17 protein-coding genes are annotated in these 16,549 nt (G+C 61.0%); 6 read left to right on the forward strand and 11 right to left on the reverse strand.

Features of this window, described 5'->3' with window-relative positions; all coding sequences use genetic code 11:
* Positions 1-9: 9 nt before the first annotated feature.
* From AB4089_RS15465 to AB4089_RS15475, 3 genes are read right to left on the reverse strand one after another with little or no spacing between them, the layout of a single operon-like run.
* Positions 10-1,416, reverse strand: a complete 1,407-nt coding sequence (locus AB4089_RS15465; RefSeq protein ID WP_441410161.1) for a chromosome partitioning protein ParA — start codon at positions 1,414-1,416, stop codon at positions 10-12.
* A 40-nt stretch (positions 1,417-1,456) separates the two neighbouring features.
* A complete protein-coding gene (locus AB4089_RS15470; RefSeq protein WP_441410162.1) occupies positions 1,457-1,972 on the reverse strand; it encodes a hypothetical protein in 516 nt (171 codons plus the stop codon).
* Positions 1,969-3,045: a CHAP domain-containing protein gene (locus AB4089_RS15475; protein ID WP_441410163.1), complete on the reverse strand. Its 1,077-nt coding sequence runs from the start codon at positions 3,043-3,045 to the stop codon at positions 1,969-1,971. The genes AB4089_RS15470 and AB4089_RS15475 overlap by 4 nt, the downstream gene beginning before the upstream one ends.
* A 128-nt stretch (positions 3,046-3,173) precedes the next feature.
* Here AB4089_RS15475 and AB4089_RS15480 point away from each other — a divergent pair, with 128 nt between their 5' ends.
* Complete coding sequence (locus AB4089_RS15480) at positions 3,174-3,500, forward strand: helix-turn-helix domain-containing protein (protein ID WP_441410164.1); 327 nt, start codon at positions 3,174-3,176, stop codon at positions 3,498-3,500.
* A gap of 271 nt (positions 3,501-3,771) precedes the next feature.
* Here the strand turns inward: AB4089_RS15480 and AB4089_RS15485 are convergent, their stop codons facing one another.
* The 4 genes from AB4089_RS15485 to AB4089_RS15500 all read right to left on the reverse strand — a co-directional run bounded on the left by AB4089_RS15485 (position 3,772) and on the right by AB4089_RS15500 (position 6,472).
* Complete coding sequence (locus tag AB4089_RS15485; RefSeq protein ID WP_441410165.1) at positions 3,772-4,227, reverse strand: hypothetical protein; 456 nt, start codon at positions 4,225-4,227, stop codon at positions 3,772-3,774.
* Positions 4,228-4,377: 150 nt separating this feature from the next.
* Positions 4,378-5,001 (reverse strand): hypothetical protein, encoded by a 624-nt coding sequence (locus AB4089_RS15490; protein ID WP_441410166.1) that lies wholly within the window; start codon positions 4,999-5,001, stop codon positions 4,378-4,380.
* Entirely contained in the window at positions 4,998-5,999 is a 1,002-nt protein-coding gene (locus AB4089_RS15495; RefSeq protein ID WP_441410167.1) for a hypothetical protein, read from the reverse strand. Before AB4089_RS15495 ends, AB4089_RS15490 begins: the two co-directional genes overlap by 4 nt.
* The gene (locus tag AB4089_RS15500; RefSeq protein WP_441410168.1) at positions 5,996-6,472 is read right to left on the reverse strand and encodes a hypothetical protein; all 477 of its coding nucleotides are present in this window, start codon (positions 6,470-6,472) and stop codon (positions 5,996-5,998) included. The genes AB4089_RS15495 and AB4089_RS15500 overlap by 4 nt, the downstream gene beginning before the upstream one ends.
* Before the next feature lie 793 nt (positions 6,473-7,265).
* Between AB4089_RS15500 and AB4089_RS15505 the strand changes: the two genes are divergently transcribed.
* The 3 genes from AB4089_RS15505 to AB4089_RS15515 all read left to right on the forward strand — a co-directional run bounded on the left by AB4089_RS15505 (position 7,266) and on the right by AB4089_RS15515 (position 11,927).
* Positions 7,266-9,107 (forward strand): hypothetical protein, encoded by a 1,842-nt coding sequence (locus tag AB4089_RS15505; RefSeq protein WP_441410195.1) that lies wholly within the window; start codon positions 7,266-7,268, stop codon positions 9,105-9,107.
* 1,096 nt (positions 9,108-10,203) lie between these two features.
* Positions 10,204-11,178, forward strand: coding sequence for a ParA family protein (locus AB4089_RS15510; RefSeq protein ID WP_441410169.1), 975 nt, complete (start codon positions 10,204-10,206; stop codon positions 11,176-11,178).
* Between the two features lie 2 nt (positions 11,179-11,180).
* Complete coding sequence (locus tag AB4089_RS15515; protein WP_441410196.1) at positions 11,181-11,927, forward strand: hypothetical protein; 747 nt, start codon at positions 11,181-11,183, stop codon at positions 11,925-11,927.
* A gap of 272 nt (positions 11,928-12,199) precedes the next feature.
* Here the strand turns inward: AB4089_RS15515 and AB4089_RS15520 are convergent, their stop codons facing one another.
* The gene (locus AB4089_RS15520; protein ID WP_441410170.1) at positions 12,200-13,012 is read right to left on the reverse strand and encodes a helix-turn-helix domain-containing protein; all 813 of its coding nucleotides are present in this window, start codon (positions 13,010-13,012) and stop codon (positions 12,200-12,202) included.
* Positions 13,013-13,085: 73 nt separating this feature from the next.
* On the opposite strand from AB4089_RS15520, the gene AB4089_RS15525 reads away from it, so the two are divergent.
* Positions 13,086-13,598, forward strand: coding sequence for a VOC family protein (locus AB4089_RS15525; RefSeq protein ID WP_441410171.1), 513 nt, complete (start codon positions 13,086-13,088; stop codon positions 13,596-13,598).
* Positions 13,599-13,748: 150 nt separating this feature from the next.
* On the opposite strand, the gene AB4089_RS15530 is transcribed toward AB4089_RS15525, so the two are convergent.
* Both AB4089_RS15530 and AB4089_RS15535 read right to left on the reverse strand, forming a co-directional pair.
* On the reverse strand, positions 13,749-14,003 hold the full coding sequence (locus AB4089_RS15530; protein WP_441410172.1) for a hypothetical protein: 255 nt from the start codon (positions 14,001-14,003) through the stop codon (positions 13,749-13,751).
* A 17-nt stretch (positions 14,004-14,020) separates the two neighbouring features.
* Positions 14,021-14,203 carry a hypothetical protein gene (locus AB4089_RS15535; protein ID WP_441410173.1) on the reverse strand — a complete coding sequence of 61 codons (183 nt, stop codon included), beginning with the start codon at positions 14,201-14,203 and terminating at the stop codon, positions 14,021-14,023.
* A gap of 270 nt (positions 14,204-14,473) precedes the next feature.
* Between AB4089_RS15535 and AB4089_RS15540 the strand changes: the two genes are divergently transcribed.
* The gene (locus AB4089_RS15540; RefSeq protein ID WP_028275079.1) at positions 14,474-14,851 is read left to right on the forward strand and encodes a hypothetical protein; all 378 of its coding nucleotides are present in this window, start codon (positions 14,474-14,476) and stop codon (positions 14,849-14,851) included.
* A 612-nt stretch (positions 14,852-15,463) separates the two neighbouring features.
* On the opposite strand, the gene AB4089_RS15545 is transcribed toward AB4089_RS15540, so the two are convergent.
* Positions 15,464-16,420 carry an RES domain-containing protein gene (locus AB4089_RS15545; protein WP_441410174.1) on the reverse strand — a complete coding sequence of 319 codons (957 nt, stop codon included), beginning with the start codon at positions 16,418-16,420 and terminating at the stop codon, positions 15,464-15,466.
* Positions 16,421-16,549 lie beyond the last annotated feature (129 nt).

The raw sequence follows: 16,549 nt of genomic DNA on the forward strand, positions 1-16,549 counted from the left end.
GTGGGTGGTTTAGAAGCCGGCGGCGACGGCGGCCGCGGCCGCGAGCCATGCCCGCTGGGTGGCGGGCTGGAGGGCTTCATAGCGGATGGGGCCGTTGACCAGGGCCGGATCGTATGGAATCCGGACGACGGCCCGGACGAACGGTGCGAAGCCGTCAGCAATCCGCTGTGCCTCGTCCTTGGCCCGCTTCAGGGCATCCCCGCTCATGCTGCGCTTGGCGTCGGTGGACTCAGAGACGATCACGACGGCGTTGCGGGCCAGTTCCGCGTCGTGGCCGCCGCGGGATTCCAGCGTCTGCAGCGTCAGCCGTGCAGCTTCGGCGCGGTCCTCGATGGCTGTCACCGGGACGACGAGCTGGTTGGTGTGATCGATCATCCGCCGCCAGTTCGCGGCCCGGGCGGTGTTGCCGGAGTCCATGACCACCAGCCGGTAATAGCGGGTGAGCACCTGGTGGGCGATATCGACTTCCTCGGCGGTCACTTCGTGATCGCCTTCTTCGTTTTCATCCGAGCGCAGGACATCGAACTTGTCGGCGGTCTGGTGATGGACGAACTTGGCGATTTCGGCCGCGTTGGTCGAGGGCGAGAGCAGAGTCCGGGAAGCATCGATCAGGTCCAGGACGCTGCGGTCATGGGCGCCCTTTTCCGTCCGCCAGCCGAGGGTGCCCTGGGACTCGTTGTTATCCCACGCAACCGTGGCCGCGCCGCTGTAGCGGGCGAGGATCGCCGAGAGCATCACCACGGTCGGGGTCTTGTTCGCCCCGCCCTTGCGGTTCACCACGGCAATGGTCCGGGGACCGGGCCAGTGCTGGCTCACCGTACGGATATCCTCGCGCTCGGAGAGTTCTTCCTGTGAGGGGTCCATCCGCAATCCCAGGCGCGTGAGCGTTCCCCGCCAGCCCTGGGTGGCCGGCTCCAGCACCGGGACGCTGACCAGGAACGACGTTTCCTTCAGGCTGCGCCGCGTCGGCGCCGCTCCCTCAGCAACGACAGCCGTCTGCGGTTCCGGGTTGGCTGGCACCGGAACGGGCGCGGACTCTGACGGAGCGGCCCCGGGCTCCTGTGCGGGGACGGTCTCTATGATCGCCGGGGCGACTGTCTTGGGTGTGGTTTCCGGGGCTTCTGCCCGGCGGCGGGTCTGTCGGGGGTCGTAGGAGACGGATTCGATCTTGTTATCCGGGTGGACGATGAGTTCACCGTGGCCTTCGGGGTCCTCGATCTGGACCCTGACGGGGCGCTGGAGGGTCTGTGCCTCGCCCACGATGAGGGCCAGCGCGTTGTTGCGCAGTTCCTGCACGGAGTCCCCGGCAGGAACGACGCGGGAGTTCCCCGCGACGACGACCTCGGAGGTTCCGTTGTCACGGACGATGGCCCGGATGTTGGGAAAGGCCATGACCTCGGTTGGTGTAGTACCCATGAGCTTCTTCCTTACGTGTGTGGGATGGAGGGTGCGGCGCTTAGGACGAGGGCGGGGTGAGCCGGTTGACCTTCCACGTGGCGTCCTTGCCCGTGCGGAGCAGCTGCACCGTGTACGTCCCGGCGTTGGTAGGGACCGCCGCCATGACACCGAAACCGTTGGCTTCATCGACGTCCAGGGTGGCGGGGCCGGTGACGCGGCTGACCGGGATGTTGGCCGGGTCCACGGCCGAGTAGTCGGCGGTGGCCTGCGGGGTCAGCCAGCGGGCCAGGTCATTGGCCCACTGCTTTTCCTCCACCGTGGGGCGGGCGAAGTCCGTCATTGCCTTCCCGGCGACGTCCACCGCGTTGTCCTTGCTGGTCTGATCCCAGGTGATGCCGATCGTGGCCGGGATCGTGCCCCCGGGCGCCTGGGGTCCGCTGTTGGCGCTCAGTGAGACCGGCGCGGACGCTGTGGGCTTGCTGGGTGATTCCGCCGGTGCCGGCGTCGTGTTCGCCGCCGGTGCGCAGGAAACGCAGAGCAGGGCCACGGCGAGCAGGGTCAAGGGCTTTTTCACTTCTTCTCCTCGTGAGTGGGCAGGTACAGGAAAGCGGAGGGGACGGTGTTGGCCACTGTCCGGGTGTAGTAGCTGTGGTCTGCCGGGGCCGGGTTGCCGTTGTAGCCCTCCTCCAGATAGGTCCCGTTGGCGTTGACGGCCTTCACCACGGCGACGTGACCGAAGGTCGGGTCCGCTCCCCCGGCCCCGGGGGCGTACCAAACGACCGCGCCGACCCGGGGCGCGGAGCCGGTGGGCCAGCCCTTGGCGTCCCAGCCGGCCTTCCAGGTCAGGGCCGAGCCGAGGCCCTGCCCGTCCGGGCGGAAGGAGCCGTTGAGGAACTTGAACGGTGCACTGGTTGAACCCATCTGCTGGTTCACCCGCCAGAGGGCGAAGTCCACGCACTCGCGGTAGTACATGCCCAGCGGTGAGGTGCTGGCCGCATTCGCCCCGGCCTGCAGCCAGGTCGGAGAGTTCTTCCACGGGTAGTCATCCCCCGCCCCGGACTGCCCAGGGATGGCGCAGTCGCTGCCTTGCAGGGAGAACTTCGAGCTCGAAAGAGCCTGAACGAGTTTGACGGCCTCGGGCCAGTACTTCTGGTAGTGGTACGGGTCGGCATTGCGCTGGACCTTGTTACCGGCAAGGGTCGGTTCCAACAGCTCCCAGCCGGGCACGGCCTGCAGGGCCTTGATGAAGTTCGTGGCGCTCCTGGTGGGGTCCGTGCGGTCTGCGTAGGAGCCCCACGCACCGTTGTCGCGCTGCTGGAACAACCCGCGTGAGTCCGGGCCGGCACCGTCGCCATGATCCAGGACCCGCAGTCCGGACTCGCCCAGGGCCACCATGACGCTGATCATCTGACCGTTTGCGGATAAGTTCAGTGCCTTGCCGGCGCCCATGATGGCGGCGGCATTTTTCAGCTGTTCCTGGGTGTAGCCCTCAATCTTGGTGTTGCCGTCGATGACGATGGAAACGGCCGGGCTGCAGTCGGCCGCAGCAGGTGTCGGCCCGAAGAGCAGAACGATCGACAGGATCAAACCTAGGAAGAGCATCGGCACAATAACCGCAGCGCCGATCAGAAGTCCTTTTGGCTTCACGGTAGTTCCCCCTCTTGGCTGTCCTGGCGAACACCTGCAATTAAAAGCATCATCTTTAAAATGATGTTAGCATCACCAAAAATATGTTGGTACTTCTTGAGGGCGCGGCGGTGGGTGAGAATTGACGAATGCCCCGCATCTACAAGCCACTCCCCGGACAGCCGCAAGAGGCTGCAAAGGCTTTGATTGTGTTCAACGCCAACACCCTGCGGGCGGCTGTTATCAGGGACTTGGCCCAGCATCTTGACGGCGACACAACGGGAAACATCGCCAAGCGCATTGGCGTGGACTACCGGCAGGTCTACGCGCATATCAAGACACTTGAAGCCGAAGGGTTGGTCTACGCTGCGGGCGAAGTCGGTGTCCGCAATGGGCAGCGCATTCACTACTCCATAGACCTGGGCAGGTTGCGGGAGTGCGGCCTCGCCTACATGAGCTATCTGTCGGGAGAATAGGCGTCGAATGTCCCAGCACCCGAGAATGAAGCCCACGCCGAGATTTCTTGGATCAAAGGCGGGAGCGCCGGGAGTTGAGCATTGGGGGGCGGCGGCTTGAGTGCACATCTGAGGTGCGCACGCTGCGGGGGTGTAGCCCCTACTACCCCCCAAACCTGTCGTAGGGGCTACACCTTTGATGCCACTCAATGTGCATGGTCAGGCCGTAGCGGGCGCCTGGGGCATGTCATGCTCCAGAGTCTACTGAAAAAAATTCAGTAGTGAAAATTTTTCAGTTGGGCGGACTTTTTTTCTCGGGCCTGGGTGGAAGGTTTCGGAGAGCTTCGGTCACCGCACGGAGAGCGTCCACGTTCACTTCGCCCAGAACCCGCGCTGCGAAGTGCTCGACCTCGGCAATGCGGTACGCCTCTATCAGGCGGAGTTCAGCCTCCACGCGTTCAGGGATGGGACCGCTGCGCTGAAGCAGGTAGTTCTCGTCAACGTCAAAAAAGTACGCCAGTGCCTTCAGGAGCTCCGGGTCCCAGCGGTTATCCGGTGAGCCGGCCAGCAGCCGATGCCAGCGGGTTCTCGTAAGCGTGATTCCCTGCTCGGCCAGACCTTGTCGAACGTCCTCGTAGGTGAAGCTGTCGGCGTCTTTGGCATGAACGATGTCCAGGAGAAGCTGGATTTTCGAGGCGAGAACTTCTTTGTCAGTCCGCGGATCTATGGGGTGGTCGTTCGAGTTCACGCGTGATCCTGCTCTCGGCCAACGAGGGCGGCCACATCCCGTGGGCAGCGCTCTGCCGGTGGTAGCGAAGCCACAGCCCTCCTTTTGATTCCGTTATCATTGCGACCTTTTGCCCGGCCCAAAGGGCTTTGTGGAGTGCCACATAAAGCGTCAGCCAACAATGAGAGTATATGAGGCCCCGAATGCGAACATACCGGTCAAGAACCCGGCTATGACCTGAGGAGCCGAGTGATCCCGGAGATAGACCCGGGACCAGCAGACAAGCGGGGCCGCTACAACGAAGGGAAGCCCCAGCCAGCCGAACATCAGTACGGCTGACACGGTTGCGCCGCCCAACGTCATTGCATGGCCCGATATCTTCCAGATTGGACTGACCAGGATGAGGGCCACAATCCCGCAGAGAATCCCGCCAATTAGCCCCCAGACTGGCTGGGGTGCCCCGATGACCGAGAGGATTGCGCAGCCAAGCAGCGACGAGCCCAAGGTCCAGAGCATGACCGGGCGGCGTTGTTTCTTGTCTCCGACATGGTGGTCCGTCAGCTGGCCCCTCTTGGCCAGGATCAGTACGACAGCAAATGGCACCAGGCAGATGAAAAGGGCAGCGATGATGCCCGACCAGAGGGAGACGATCCATTGGTCACTCAACAGGGAAGCCAAAATCAGCAGGAGGGACAACACCAGGGGTGGCTGTGCGATCTCGGTTGCGGACCGGGCCACACGGCCAACGGCCGTGGAGGACCTCTCTGCAGTCAGTGTCGTGGTTGATGCTGTCACTGTGATGCCTTTACCGGCAGCACAGATTCCAGGGAACCGAGGCCGCCATCAAATCGGGCTTGGACCGCGTCTAAGACACGGCCGGCAAGCATGGGGGTGGATCGCCCGGAGAGAGCGACCTTGTGATCGCTGGAGCGAATAACGTACTCGTACAGGCGCGCGGAGGGGTGTCTCGCGTAGAAGCTGCTCACAATGCTGGCCAGCCAAGCTGCATGGGAGAAACCCCAATAGCCTCTGCCCAGCGTGGCCGTAAGAAAGACCAAGGCGGCTCGGTCCCAAAGCTGCAGCCGGCGCCACGCCTTCACAACCGGAGGGATGCCCAGCCCGAGAGAGGTGAGCAAAACCCCGCCATAGAACAGCGGATTGAACAAGACGTACAGAACGTGGTGGAGAGACGAACCGCCGACATTGATGTGCGCACCGGTCATGTATGCGATTTCTTCGACCGACGCGAGTGCGACCAGAGCCATGCCGGATGCAACAATCCGGGAACTGGCGCGGACGGGCAGGCTTTCCTGAGGCCGGAGACAAATGCGAAGGACAGAAACAGCCAACAACGCCAAAATGCCCATGTAGACGCTGGCATAGACGAAGACCGGCAGCTGCTCGACGTTTTCCGGCACGAAGCTCAGAGTGGTAGGTACGAACTCCTGGAACAGGAACGGAACGGTGATCGCGATGGCTCCAAGGCCGGCTGCCAAGGGTCGGTGGCTGAAGCGTGAACGGTAGCTCTCATCCGGAGAATAGGCAGCGAAGATTCCCTCCCGCACCAGCCAGACGGCACACGTGACACACAAATTGCGAACGAGGTGCAGAAAGTTGACGCCGCCCAAGGCCGCATCAATGGTTGCTTCAGGTACGGCGACGCCCGTAAAAAAGAGGCCGAGGACACCGATTCCGATCGCACCAATAAAGGCCGTTGAAGCACCCCACCGAGCGACAAAATATAGACGGAAGACAAATACCGCTGCCAGGATCCAGAACGCGGCAGCGATCATAGGCCAAACACTCGTTCCGCCTTCGTGGCCTCCTTCACGGGCGTGGCATGCAGAACCCGGGCCAGGCCGAAGGCCAAATTTTCGGCGGCAGCTTCCGCCTCGTCCAGGGGAACGTCCACTGCACGGCACATCCAGCTGACACCTTTCCGCTTGCCAATACCGGAGAAGAAAGACCCCGCGACAAGTCCGTCGAGAGGCTTCCCCTTATGGCCCAAGAGAATGTGGCTCAGTTCATGTAGCACGACGTGAACACTCCAAGCCTTGCCTCCCCGCAGGTAGCTGACGATGCCATGGCTGGGAGTATCGATCCAGTGGCCGGTGACACCTTCCCCGAGACTGTCCACTGTGCCCTCCTCGAAGACCAGACGTTTTCCGTACTTTTCTTCAACTGCGGACACCAGGTCGCCCAGATCCGGGTACTCCGGAAGGTTCAAGGTCTCGATGACGTCAGCGGTCAGTGTGGCCTGTTCCATGTCCCTACGGCTCCGGTAATCCACTGAAAAAATTTCAGTAATGTGTACTATGAAATCAGCGCCAGACGCGCCTTGGCAAGGAGCCACCCTACCAAGCTTCCGAAAACACGTGCCGTCATAGGAGGACGAGAAATCCCCGATGACTCGAGGCCTTACACCAGGAGCAACAGTGCTGGGTTATATGCCAACCAGGGAGACTGATCTGCTGGAACCGACTCTCCCTCCCCGGATCACGACTATGCAAAAGACAGCAACAGCAGGCGCTGACAGCCGTCGCGCTCATAGCAGCCTCTCTTCGTCCACCCTGGGCGCGGCATTAGTCGGGCGCCTGACCTTGGAAAATACTGGCGACACGCCTACGGACACAGAAGCACTTAATGGTACTGGTACGGATAGGCTCGGGTTTATGAGTGCAGCCATTCACCGACGCGAACGCGGTACAGGTGCCGGAAACGTCGTACTGAAAGTTGACGTCGCCGCGCCTGCAAAGGCTCTGGTAGAGCGAGTAGCGACCCACATGGGCCTCTCCAAGGGCCAGGCAACCGAAATGCTTCTTATGAGCATCCGCTTGGACTCTCGTGGGCTGCCGCTCTGGGACAACATTGACGACTTTCAGAACCAAGGAGCTTTGCCTATCGCAAAGGCCGGTTAAAGACTGAAGGCCCGCTCTCGCGGGCCTTCAAAAGTATGACGTTCAGATCCACATCTTGGCGGATCAGAGATCTGAACTTATCCAAGCTACCCGTGAGGGTGGCTCGCTTTGCTATACCCCCGAAAGGACTAGCTGGTGTCTATGGTACCCGCAGAGGTCGCCTGGTCAAGATTCGACGCGGCGCGTCAGATCACGCCTGAAGAAGCATGGGCCCTCGCCCCGCTGATCGCCGGCGCCCCGACTTACCGGTTGGGACGGTGGATTGGCGGACGCTTCCAGTACCCGCGGCCGCAGAATCCGCCCCGGATTACTGCTGCGTTGCCGACGCGTGCGGCGGCAGTCCTCATCCATGGGGCCGACGGTTCCGTTGCCACGCTCTGCCTTGACCTCGATACCTCCAAAGCACTGCAGGGCGTTGTTGACGACGACGCCCAACGGCTCGGGATCCTCCTGGAAAGTTGCGGTGTCCGCTATGTCGAGGACGTCTCCCCCAGCGGCGGACGCCACCTCTACATCCCGCTTGCAGAGTGCATGAGCGGCCCGGAGGCCCGGGAGCTCGTCGAAGCCATGACTCTGATGGCTCCGAGTCTCGATCCCGGTCCGCACCAGAACGTCACGGACGGCTGTATCCGGGTTCCGGGTTCTGCGCATAAGTCCGGCGGTCACCAGATCCTGACCACTCCCCTAACTAGTGCCTATGACATCCTGCGCCGCCGTAATCCCGCCCGCGCTGTCACCGCGCTCCGGCTGGCCCTGGCGCCGGAGGTCAGGCGCGCCCGCGAGCTGAAGGACCGCACCGCCAAGATGACGGCCGCCGCGACGGCACACGGTATTCGCCCCGTCCCCTTGAGCGGGAGCCAGTCCCCCTTGCGGGTGCTGGCCCGTACCGGGCTTTACGACACAGCCAGGTACGCCAGCCCGTCAGAGGCCCGCATGGCGGTCCTGAACCACTTCGCCGCCTGTGGCTGGACCCTGGATCAGGTCCGCCTCGAGCTGGGCGGCCAGTTCCCCGGCCTCGCGGCCCTTTACACCACCACCGAGCGGCAGGAGCGTCTCCTCGATACGGAGTGGGCCAAGGCCTGCCGCTGGATCGAAAATCGGGAAAGCCAGCCAGCAGGCAGAAGGACTACCCGTATTAACGACACAAGCCTGCCTAAACCCACAGGGGGGGCTGATCGGACCACTAGCAAAGCCGGCATACAGCAGCTCGTGAACGATCTTGAAAACGTCCTCTACGCTGTCCTGGACCACAGACTGAAAGAACGAGGCCGCGAGGGCCTGAGCCTGCGTCTCCTGCTCCGGGCAGTGCTCGGCTACATGCGGACCCTGGAGACTGATCTGCTGGACGTAGGCTGCCGTACCTTCGCTACCGCAACGGGCAAACACCACGGCACTATCGCCAGACTCCTCCCGCTGCTTCAACAGGCCTCTGACGGGATCCTGACCAAAGTCTCCGATGCCCGCGGCCGCGATGCTGATGTCTACGTGATTCAACTCCCCCCGCACTTTGAACAGCTCGCACGGGAACTGTCCTGGCGCAGCGGAAAAATCCATGGCATCCGCCCCGTTTTCCGCGCGCTGGGCGATGCCGCTGCCCTCGTCTACGAATCCATCGAACGCGGGCGCCTCTCCCCCACCACAGCAATGATCGTCCGATCCACAGGCCTTAGCCGCACCGCCGTAGAAACAGCCCTGGGCGCCATGAGCAGCTACAACATGATCAAGCGCCGACATGGGCAATGGACCATTACTGCCGGGACCAGCCTGACGGCGCTGGCCCGCCGGCTCGGGGCCCTTGACGACGTTGCAGAACAGATCAGCCGCCATCGAAAACAGCGCGCAGCCTGGCACGCATGGCTGGACCGGCACCTGGTACCCGCACTGGCAGAACACGAAATGCACGACCCCGATTCGGACCTTCACTGGATCCCTCCCTCAGAAAGAGAACAGGACTTGATGGGAACGCTGTGGAGAGCGGCATAAGGCTCGCGTTGCGTGCAGGCGGCGGAAGCATTCCCGTTCCCCTACACAGACCCATTGGTTCCGGACATGGGGCCTGCCTGCTTTACTGCATGATTTGAGTTCTGTTTACTGCATTTGTAATCCTGAAGTAGTGCCTGCTCTACTGTTTTATTAGTGCCCTTCTACTGCAACGGTATGCAACCCGGTATGGTTGGGTGGTTTAGTGGCCTAGCACTGGCTAGTATGTGTTTCTTTGCTCGCTACTACATGCTTCAACTTGGCTGTGGCGCCTGTCAGTTAATGGGGTACGACTGCCGGATGGAGGATGCTTGGGCATCTCTGATTTCTTTCGCTGCCCCTTCCAGAACCGAGGGCTTTGCCGGGTCGAATCCTTCGCCTGGGGCCTCCACCGTACTCGTCACCACACCCCTCACCCAAGGTGCCGAGCTGCTTGGGCCCCGCCGGTTCGTTCTCTACTGTGACGTTTGCTGCCAACTGGATTGTTTGATGCCCGCGGCGGACCGCTGCGCTCAGACTGTCGTCGTACCGTTCCCCCGGTCATAAGAATTAGACGTCTGAATTGGAGGTTTGCAGGAAAAATGGCCCGAACCGAGAGAGCGGCGCCGGCGAGAATAAGTAGGACGGCTGAGAAGATGTAATGCCAGGTTCGGCCTCGAGAGGGCCACGCGCACCGAGGGCTGTTGCGCCTTTCTACTGCATGTCGCGGCGGGGCTCGCCTACTGCAGGGATTGCGGAGTCTCTACTGCGATGGCCGTTTCCTACTGCACTGCAACTGCGGGACAACTGCCCTTTCTACTGCGGTGATACTGCTTATGGCTACTGCAAATGTGATGCGGTATTAGTCTTCTTTGACTTTCTAGTAGGTGTCTATTGTAAATACTGACGATGATGCGCAGTTGCTGGCGCGATATATCTGAAGTAGTGGTGTTGGTACTATTCACTGGAACTGAAGCTACTAGGAAGCATTAATAGAGCTACTTCGTGTCTACTGCATAGTTAGTGCGTACCAGCTACGATACAGAGGGGATGGTGTTGTACTGCGACACCACAGTGAATGTGCGGCTGAAGCACACTGAGCACATTTAGGATGTGCATTATGGATACGGCAACTACCTCCCACACCTTGACGCCCGCGGTTCAGCTGGCGTCGCGACGCACAATCTGCATCTCCAACGGCAAAGGCGGTGTCGGCAAGACGACGGTGACCACCAATCTGGCTGCTCTCCTCGCTGAGGCCGGATACAAGGTGCTCGTCGTCGACCTGGACTCTCAAGGCGACACGTCCACCAACCTGGGCATCATCAACGATGATCGATATGACCGCGGCGAAGCACTGGACATTGCGGTCCGATACGACAAGGTCCCGGTGCCAATCAAAGATGTTCGGCCAGGCCTGGATGTTCTCGCTGGCGGTAATCACACGGCACAGCTCATGGATACCTTCCAGGGAGACGCCTCCCGGCAGGGCAAGATGCGTGGGGGAGTGGCGCGAACCTTGGCCAAGATTGCGCCGAACTACGACATCGTTCTGATTGATACGCCTCCTTCGGAGGCTGGTTGGACCGCCATTGAGGAAGCGATGCTGGCCTCCCGGTGGATTCTGGCTCCCGTGAAGCCCGAGCCAAAGTCCATCCGTGGTCTTCAGTCCCTTGCCCGTCGCATCCTCAGCGTTCAGAACGACAATCCAGCGGTCTCACTGCTCGGCGTCATCCTCTTCGGTATCCCCACTAACGCCACCAACGTGGACAAGCAGGCCCGCACTCTGTTGCAGGAGTCCTTGGATGGCATCGCGCCTGTATTCGAGGGCAGCATCCGCGACGTTGTTGCAGCTGACGCGGACGCCAGCTTCCGTGGTCTCGCAGCACATGAGCTGGCCGCTAGGGCAGCGACGCAGTCGCCGTTCTGGGAGCGGTTGCGCAACAAGGGCAAGAGCACCTCGGATGAGCCACGTATCGCACAGTCAGCGGGAAACCTCGCAGAGGATTACATGCGGCTGACGGAGCAGATCGTCCACGAGCTCCAGGCGCAGGAGGAAGCGCTTGATGAGAACCTTGAGGTGGCCGCCAAGTGAGCATGCCATCCAGCCCGGGAAAGATGGATCTCAGCGCACTCAGCGGCCTCAAGAGGCGCGTGCTGCAACCGGTGCCGTCCGCTGCTGTTGAAGCAGTTCCCACTGAGCAAATATCTGAAACGGCGTCCGAAAGTGCCCCCGAAACAGTTGAAACTTCGAGCGGTGCTGCGCCTATGCCGCAGGCTGCACCAGGGGCACAGGAGGCTCGCACGGCGGAAGCGACCGGAGCTGGGCAACCAGACAGGGCACCTGTACCCGAAGTAGATGTCACGGTGGCCTCAACGGAACAGCTCGAAGATCTGGCCCCAGACAGGTCTGTGGACCAGCCTGCATCCACTGTCATGTCCCCGCAGAAAATTGAACCCGCCGAAGAAGAACATTCCGGCCATGTCACGCTCTACCTTCCCAAGGACCTGAATCAGTGGTTGGGGGATCACCACGACAGCACGGATATCTCGTATCCGGGCATCGTTCTGAATGCGATCAGCTGGGCTGCGGGCGAGAATCGATTCGGGGAGATTTTTGCGCCGAAGGATAGCCAGATCCCGGCCAACGACATCTTCGGGCGGGCGCCGGCCATACCCAAGCTCGCCCGTGGGTCCGTCGAGCCGGAGACTAGGCCGCTGCGCTTCCGCAGGGACCACATGAAGGTGATCATCAGTCTCGCCCGTACCTGGACGGCTGATAACCGAAATGCGTTTTTCGTAGGAGTTCTCAGCGCTTACAGGGACCAGCAGAGCAAGGAGTAACGATCTGAGCTCTGCCCGTAAGCCGGTCGATCACCGGGCGACCCAGCACCGTAAAGGCTGTCTGTGCAGATGCTGGAGCTGACTCGCCCGTGTACCGGCCCGATTAAATGCCCAGTGTTAGGTACCCCAACTGCAACACCCCTGATGTCTCGTATCCTTAGGGTTTTGAGGCGCAAAGGTTTCTAGACACTGAATCGGATTAAGAGAACGAGTCGGCTCAGAGGGAACGTCTAGTGGAAACTTCTCGCCTAAGGGCAGCAGCACACGTGGACCTAATCCCCGTCCTGATTCCCGGCATGATCTTGGAGGACTGACCGCCGGTACGTGCTTGGTGTGAATCCCAGGGTCTTTTGGAAGTCGTTCGTCAGATGGGCATGGTCGGTGTAGCCGAGTTCGGCAGCTATCGCCGCGAGGTCTGCAGCCTGGTCGGTCCGTGACCGATCAGCGGCCTCCTGCAGGCGGCGCCGTCGGATGAGCGCGGACGGGCTCAGGCCGATGTACTTCCCCGCCACCCGTTGAAGGGTTCTCGGCGAAACAAACAGGCGCGCCGCAACGTCCTCAATGCGGAGCACGTCGCTGCACGTTCCGATAATGTCCATCATCGCGTTGGCAAGAATGCCCTCCTCGGACACCTCCGGACGCTGCGCTACCAGCCAACCAGCGAAAGCCTCCACAGCGTGTTGCCGACGCTCCTGTGGATCGGGTCCGCCCATGGCCTCCGACACTGAGGCATGCAGATCCGCAAGCGGCAGTGGCAGCTGGGAATCCCGCAGGCTCCCTGGATCGTGGGTGAAACGCGGAACCAGCGCGGGACGCAGGAGGGCGCCCACCGCCCAGCCCCGGCCCGTGAGGTCGCGATGTGATCGATGTGTTGTCGGGCCTGCGAACTCAACAAGATCCTTCTGGACCACAAGGTTGGATGCCGGGAATGCGATCAGGTGCTGGCGTGACGTGTGCCCAGGCTCAATGTCCCATTCGGGGATCCAAAACCACTGCACCAGGTCCGACACGGGCTCGGGCGCGGGCACACGGTGAAACGTGGGAAGCCGGGCAGGGTAGAGGATTCCCTTGAACGAAACCACCATGGGCGGACACTCCTTATCCAGGCTGTCGCAATTCACCAAGCCGCTGGGCGGACGCGTGCGTACCGTGAGATCTATGACTGATACTACAAGCCCCGAACTGACCGCAGCCGCCAACGGCAAGCACACAACATCCGGCATCCCGCACGGCTTCACCAGCCTCACGACATTCCTTGCGATCCCCTCGGCGAAGGAGGCGATCACGTTCTACCAGGACGTTTTCGGCGCCCGCACCGTCAATGCGACCGAGATCGGCGGAATCGTGGTCCACGCCGAGCTGGACTTCGGTCAGGGACGGCTCCAAATCGGTGAGCCCAACCCGGACTACCACCTCGTCCCGGCGCCGAACGGCGACGACGATTGCTACTCCGTCGGCTTCTACTGCGCGGATGCGGACGCCCTCGTCGCGCGCGCCGAGCGGGCAGGAGCTACCGTCCGGGAGCCGCTGTCCACCTTTGTGTCAGGAGACCGATTCGCCAGCATCCGCGACCCCTACGGTGTGCGCTGGTCCATCATGACTCGGGTCGAGGACCTCTCCGAAGAGGAAAGCACACAGCGCGTTGCCGACTGGGCCGCCAAGCAAGGCTGAACCGGCGCATCTCTCTCACCAATGCAACGTGGATGCAGCCCGCACTAGATTCTTCGTCTGCCCACCGGATCCAGAAGTCCTCGAGCACCTCTAATCTGGCCAACGGCGAAGCACGGTGCGCCATGCGATCGTTAGCGGGGACGCTCCCATCTAGTAGATGTGCAGGTAGAGCCGATCAAACTCCTTCTGTACGCACTCTAGAAACTCCACTCGCGCAGCTTTGATCGAGCCGTCTTCCACAATCTCCTGGGCAGTTACGAAGTCCCCTGCCCTCACTGCTGAAGTGACAGGAATCATCGCTTCCACGGCTGCCCTAAGCTTTTCGGGCAGCGGTGAAGGAAGGTGAAATTCTGCCCGAGCCTGCAAAACGGTAAGGGCATCAGCCAGTTCCTTATCGGGTTTCATTCCCGAGGCCATACTCTTCACGTCAGCTGGAGTTTCAGTAGGAGACCGAAAGCATCTCTGCATATTGCCTTGGTTTCGGCATAGCCCGTCATGTTCATCTGGATGACCGCGTTCACTTGATCGCGGCGACCAGCAAGGTAACCGCCGATTAGGACTCCGAGGAGTCCAACCGCTGCCGGCAGAACAATTGCGAGTGTCATGTAGGGGCATAGTAGGCGCCGTCTCACAACCCTAGGGAAACGAGACGTCTCACCGAACGAGTAATCACTTCGACGGCACTGGCCCAAATTTCCGTGGAACGGCGCAAGTTAGACGACAGCGGCCCACCGATGTCATTTTCCGAAGTCGTCTGCACGGAACGTCACGAGTCCTCTGCACTACAGGAACAGTTCATCTGGGGCGGGGCGGGTCGAGCAAGGATCCAGCGGGCCCGCAGCCAAGTGTTTCGGGTGCATGCCACAATGAGGCCCATGACTCGAATCCTCATGATCGGCATCCACGCGCGAGCCCTCGACTATAGCAAGCTGCCTCCTGGCCTCGACGAGGCCACGATGACCGAACGGATCGAAGCGGGGTTCGGGGCCACTACGGCCGCCGGCTTCGACGCCGTCAACTGCCTGATCGGCACCTCCCCGGACGAGGCCGAAGCAGAGATCCGCTCGGCATTCGGTCGTGATCGTTTCGGCCTCGTGATGATCGGGGGCGGCATCAGGATGATCCCGGAGTACACCGAGCTCTTCGAACGGATCATCAACGTGTGCAATGCGGAATCGCCCGGAATCACCTTCTGCTTCAACACATCGCCCGAGACGACTCTGGACGCGTTGGAGCGTCACGCCCAGCCGTGAACGTCTGCGACGCGATCCGGTGCGTCGACTAGCCTCGGCGTTTCGTGTCGGCGGTCATGAGATGCGCCTCTGCTCACGTGCGGCTGCGATGTGTTGGGAATAGGTGCTCGCCTTACGGGCACTGTTGCGACATGGAGCGACCAAAAAACGCCGCCACAGAGCGACCAACTCCACAGCTCATGCCACACGATAGCGCGCATAAGGAGCCAAAGGGGTGGTCCCACCGTTCTCAATAACGATCCCTTCATGAGACTTGGGTCCAATGCTTAGCGTGTGTCGCTGTTCGTCCAGACTGGCAATGGTAGTTCTGCGTCCAACACTTCTCCACAAGAACCTCAGCCTTCGTGACCGTTTTCCAGCAGGCAAGCGAACAGTGCTGGACAGCAGCGACTGCAGCACAAAAGGTCACGCCCGCACCGTACACCGAAACGCGGCCTGACTCATTGCTGATGAGGACGTCCAGGTCAGCGCTACATTCTGTTGACCTTGGTCACAGTCTCGTTTCAGACGCGAATCGACTGAGAAGGCTACCGCCGCTCAAGCTAGCTGATCCGACGACGGATTCATCGGTTACGGCCAAGGTCAGCCCGTCGCCCCTTTTCCCTCGAGACGTTAGCTGAAGTCGTTGGGATGAAGGGCGGTCACTCGAGATACGTGAAGCTTGGTCGAAGCGCGCTGAAAGAGAGCCACGAGCTTATCGGTGGGGTGCCACGGAGATGCAAAAATGATGCCATCGTATGCCGGAGAACCGGCTGAATCCTTAAGACCATGGATCCACCTAGCTGCGGCCTGGGATACACGGCGGTCCTTGTCTAAGTCGCTTTCGGTGTCGGCAAACTCGCCCAGCATGACTTCGACGGCCTGTTGGGCGTGGTGCTTCCCGACTCCGGCAAACTCGAACAGCCTGAGACCTGATGTTTGAATTTCCGCAAGTTTCCGGTTCTGAATCCAGTCGCCCGGGATGGAGGACGAATTGAGGTAGTGGCCAACAAGTTCTCGCTTCACCGCTTCCGGCGTGCTTGCTGCATAAAGCACCCCGAACTCGCCGAAAGGGTCATCGAACCTTCCCAGAGGAAGCGCTCGGGGTGGTGCTTGGAGCGGATCGTAAAGCGGCGTGAAGCTCCGATAGACCCGATCGATAGGAACAACGGGGGGCAGAGGCGGCCGAACATAGGACGCGCCTCTGCCAAGACGTTCATCGATCCATTTTTCGTGTTCCATTTTTATCTGGAACAACCAGGCCGCCGGATAAGAACGATCGTGCTGATCGATACGTCCGTGGTCATTCTTACAAAGTAGGATCCAGTTTGAGTAACTGTTGCGATCCAGATCTTCAGAATAAGGTTCCCAAGCTCGCGGCCCATCCGGGGAATGCGGAAAAATATGCGCGATGTCGCCGATAATCGCGTAATCATCGTCCTCTTCTGGCGGCCCTGCGATACATGGAAGCCTGCAACCAGGGAAGGCACATCGCCCCGCCGAGAGCGCCCAAAGCAACTTAATGGCTCGCGGTGGATACTTGCGCTTAGACGCTGGCATATCGGCGTACTTGCGCTTCGAAACTGACATATCGGCGGCCTCCGGGGGGATAGCTTTAGCCTTACCTATTCAAACGGCGGACCAGCGCCCCAGACAATACTTGGCCCGGGTGGAGGGGGCCCAGGAACCTGCGTTCGAATGATGATGACCACACGGGAA

It is taken from the genome of Arthrobacter sp. 2MCAF15, assembly GCF_052115605.1.
In the GTDB taxonomy this organism is placed as follows: domain Bacteria; phylum Actinomycetota; class Actinomycetes; order Actinomycetales; family Micrococcaceae; genus Arthrobacter.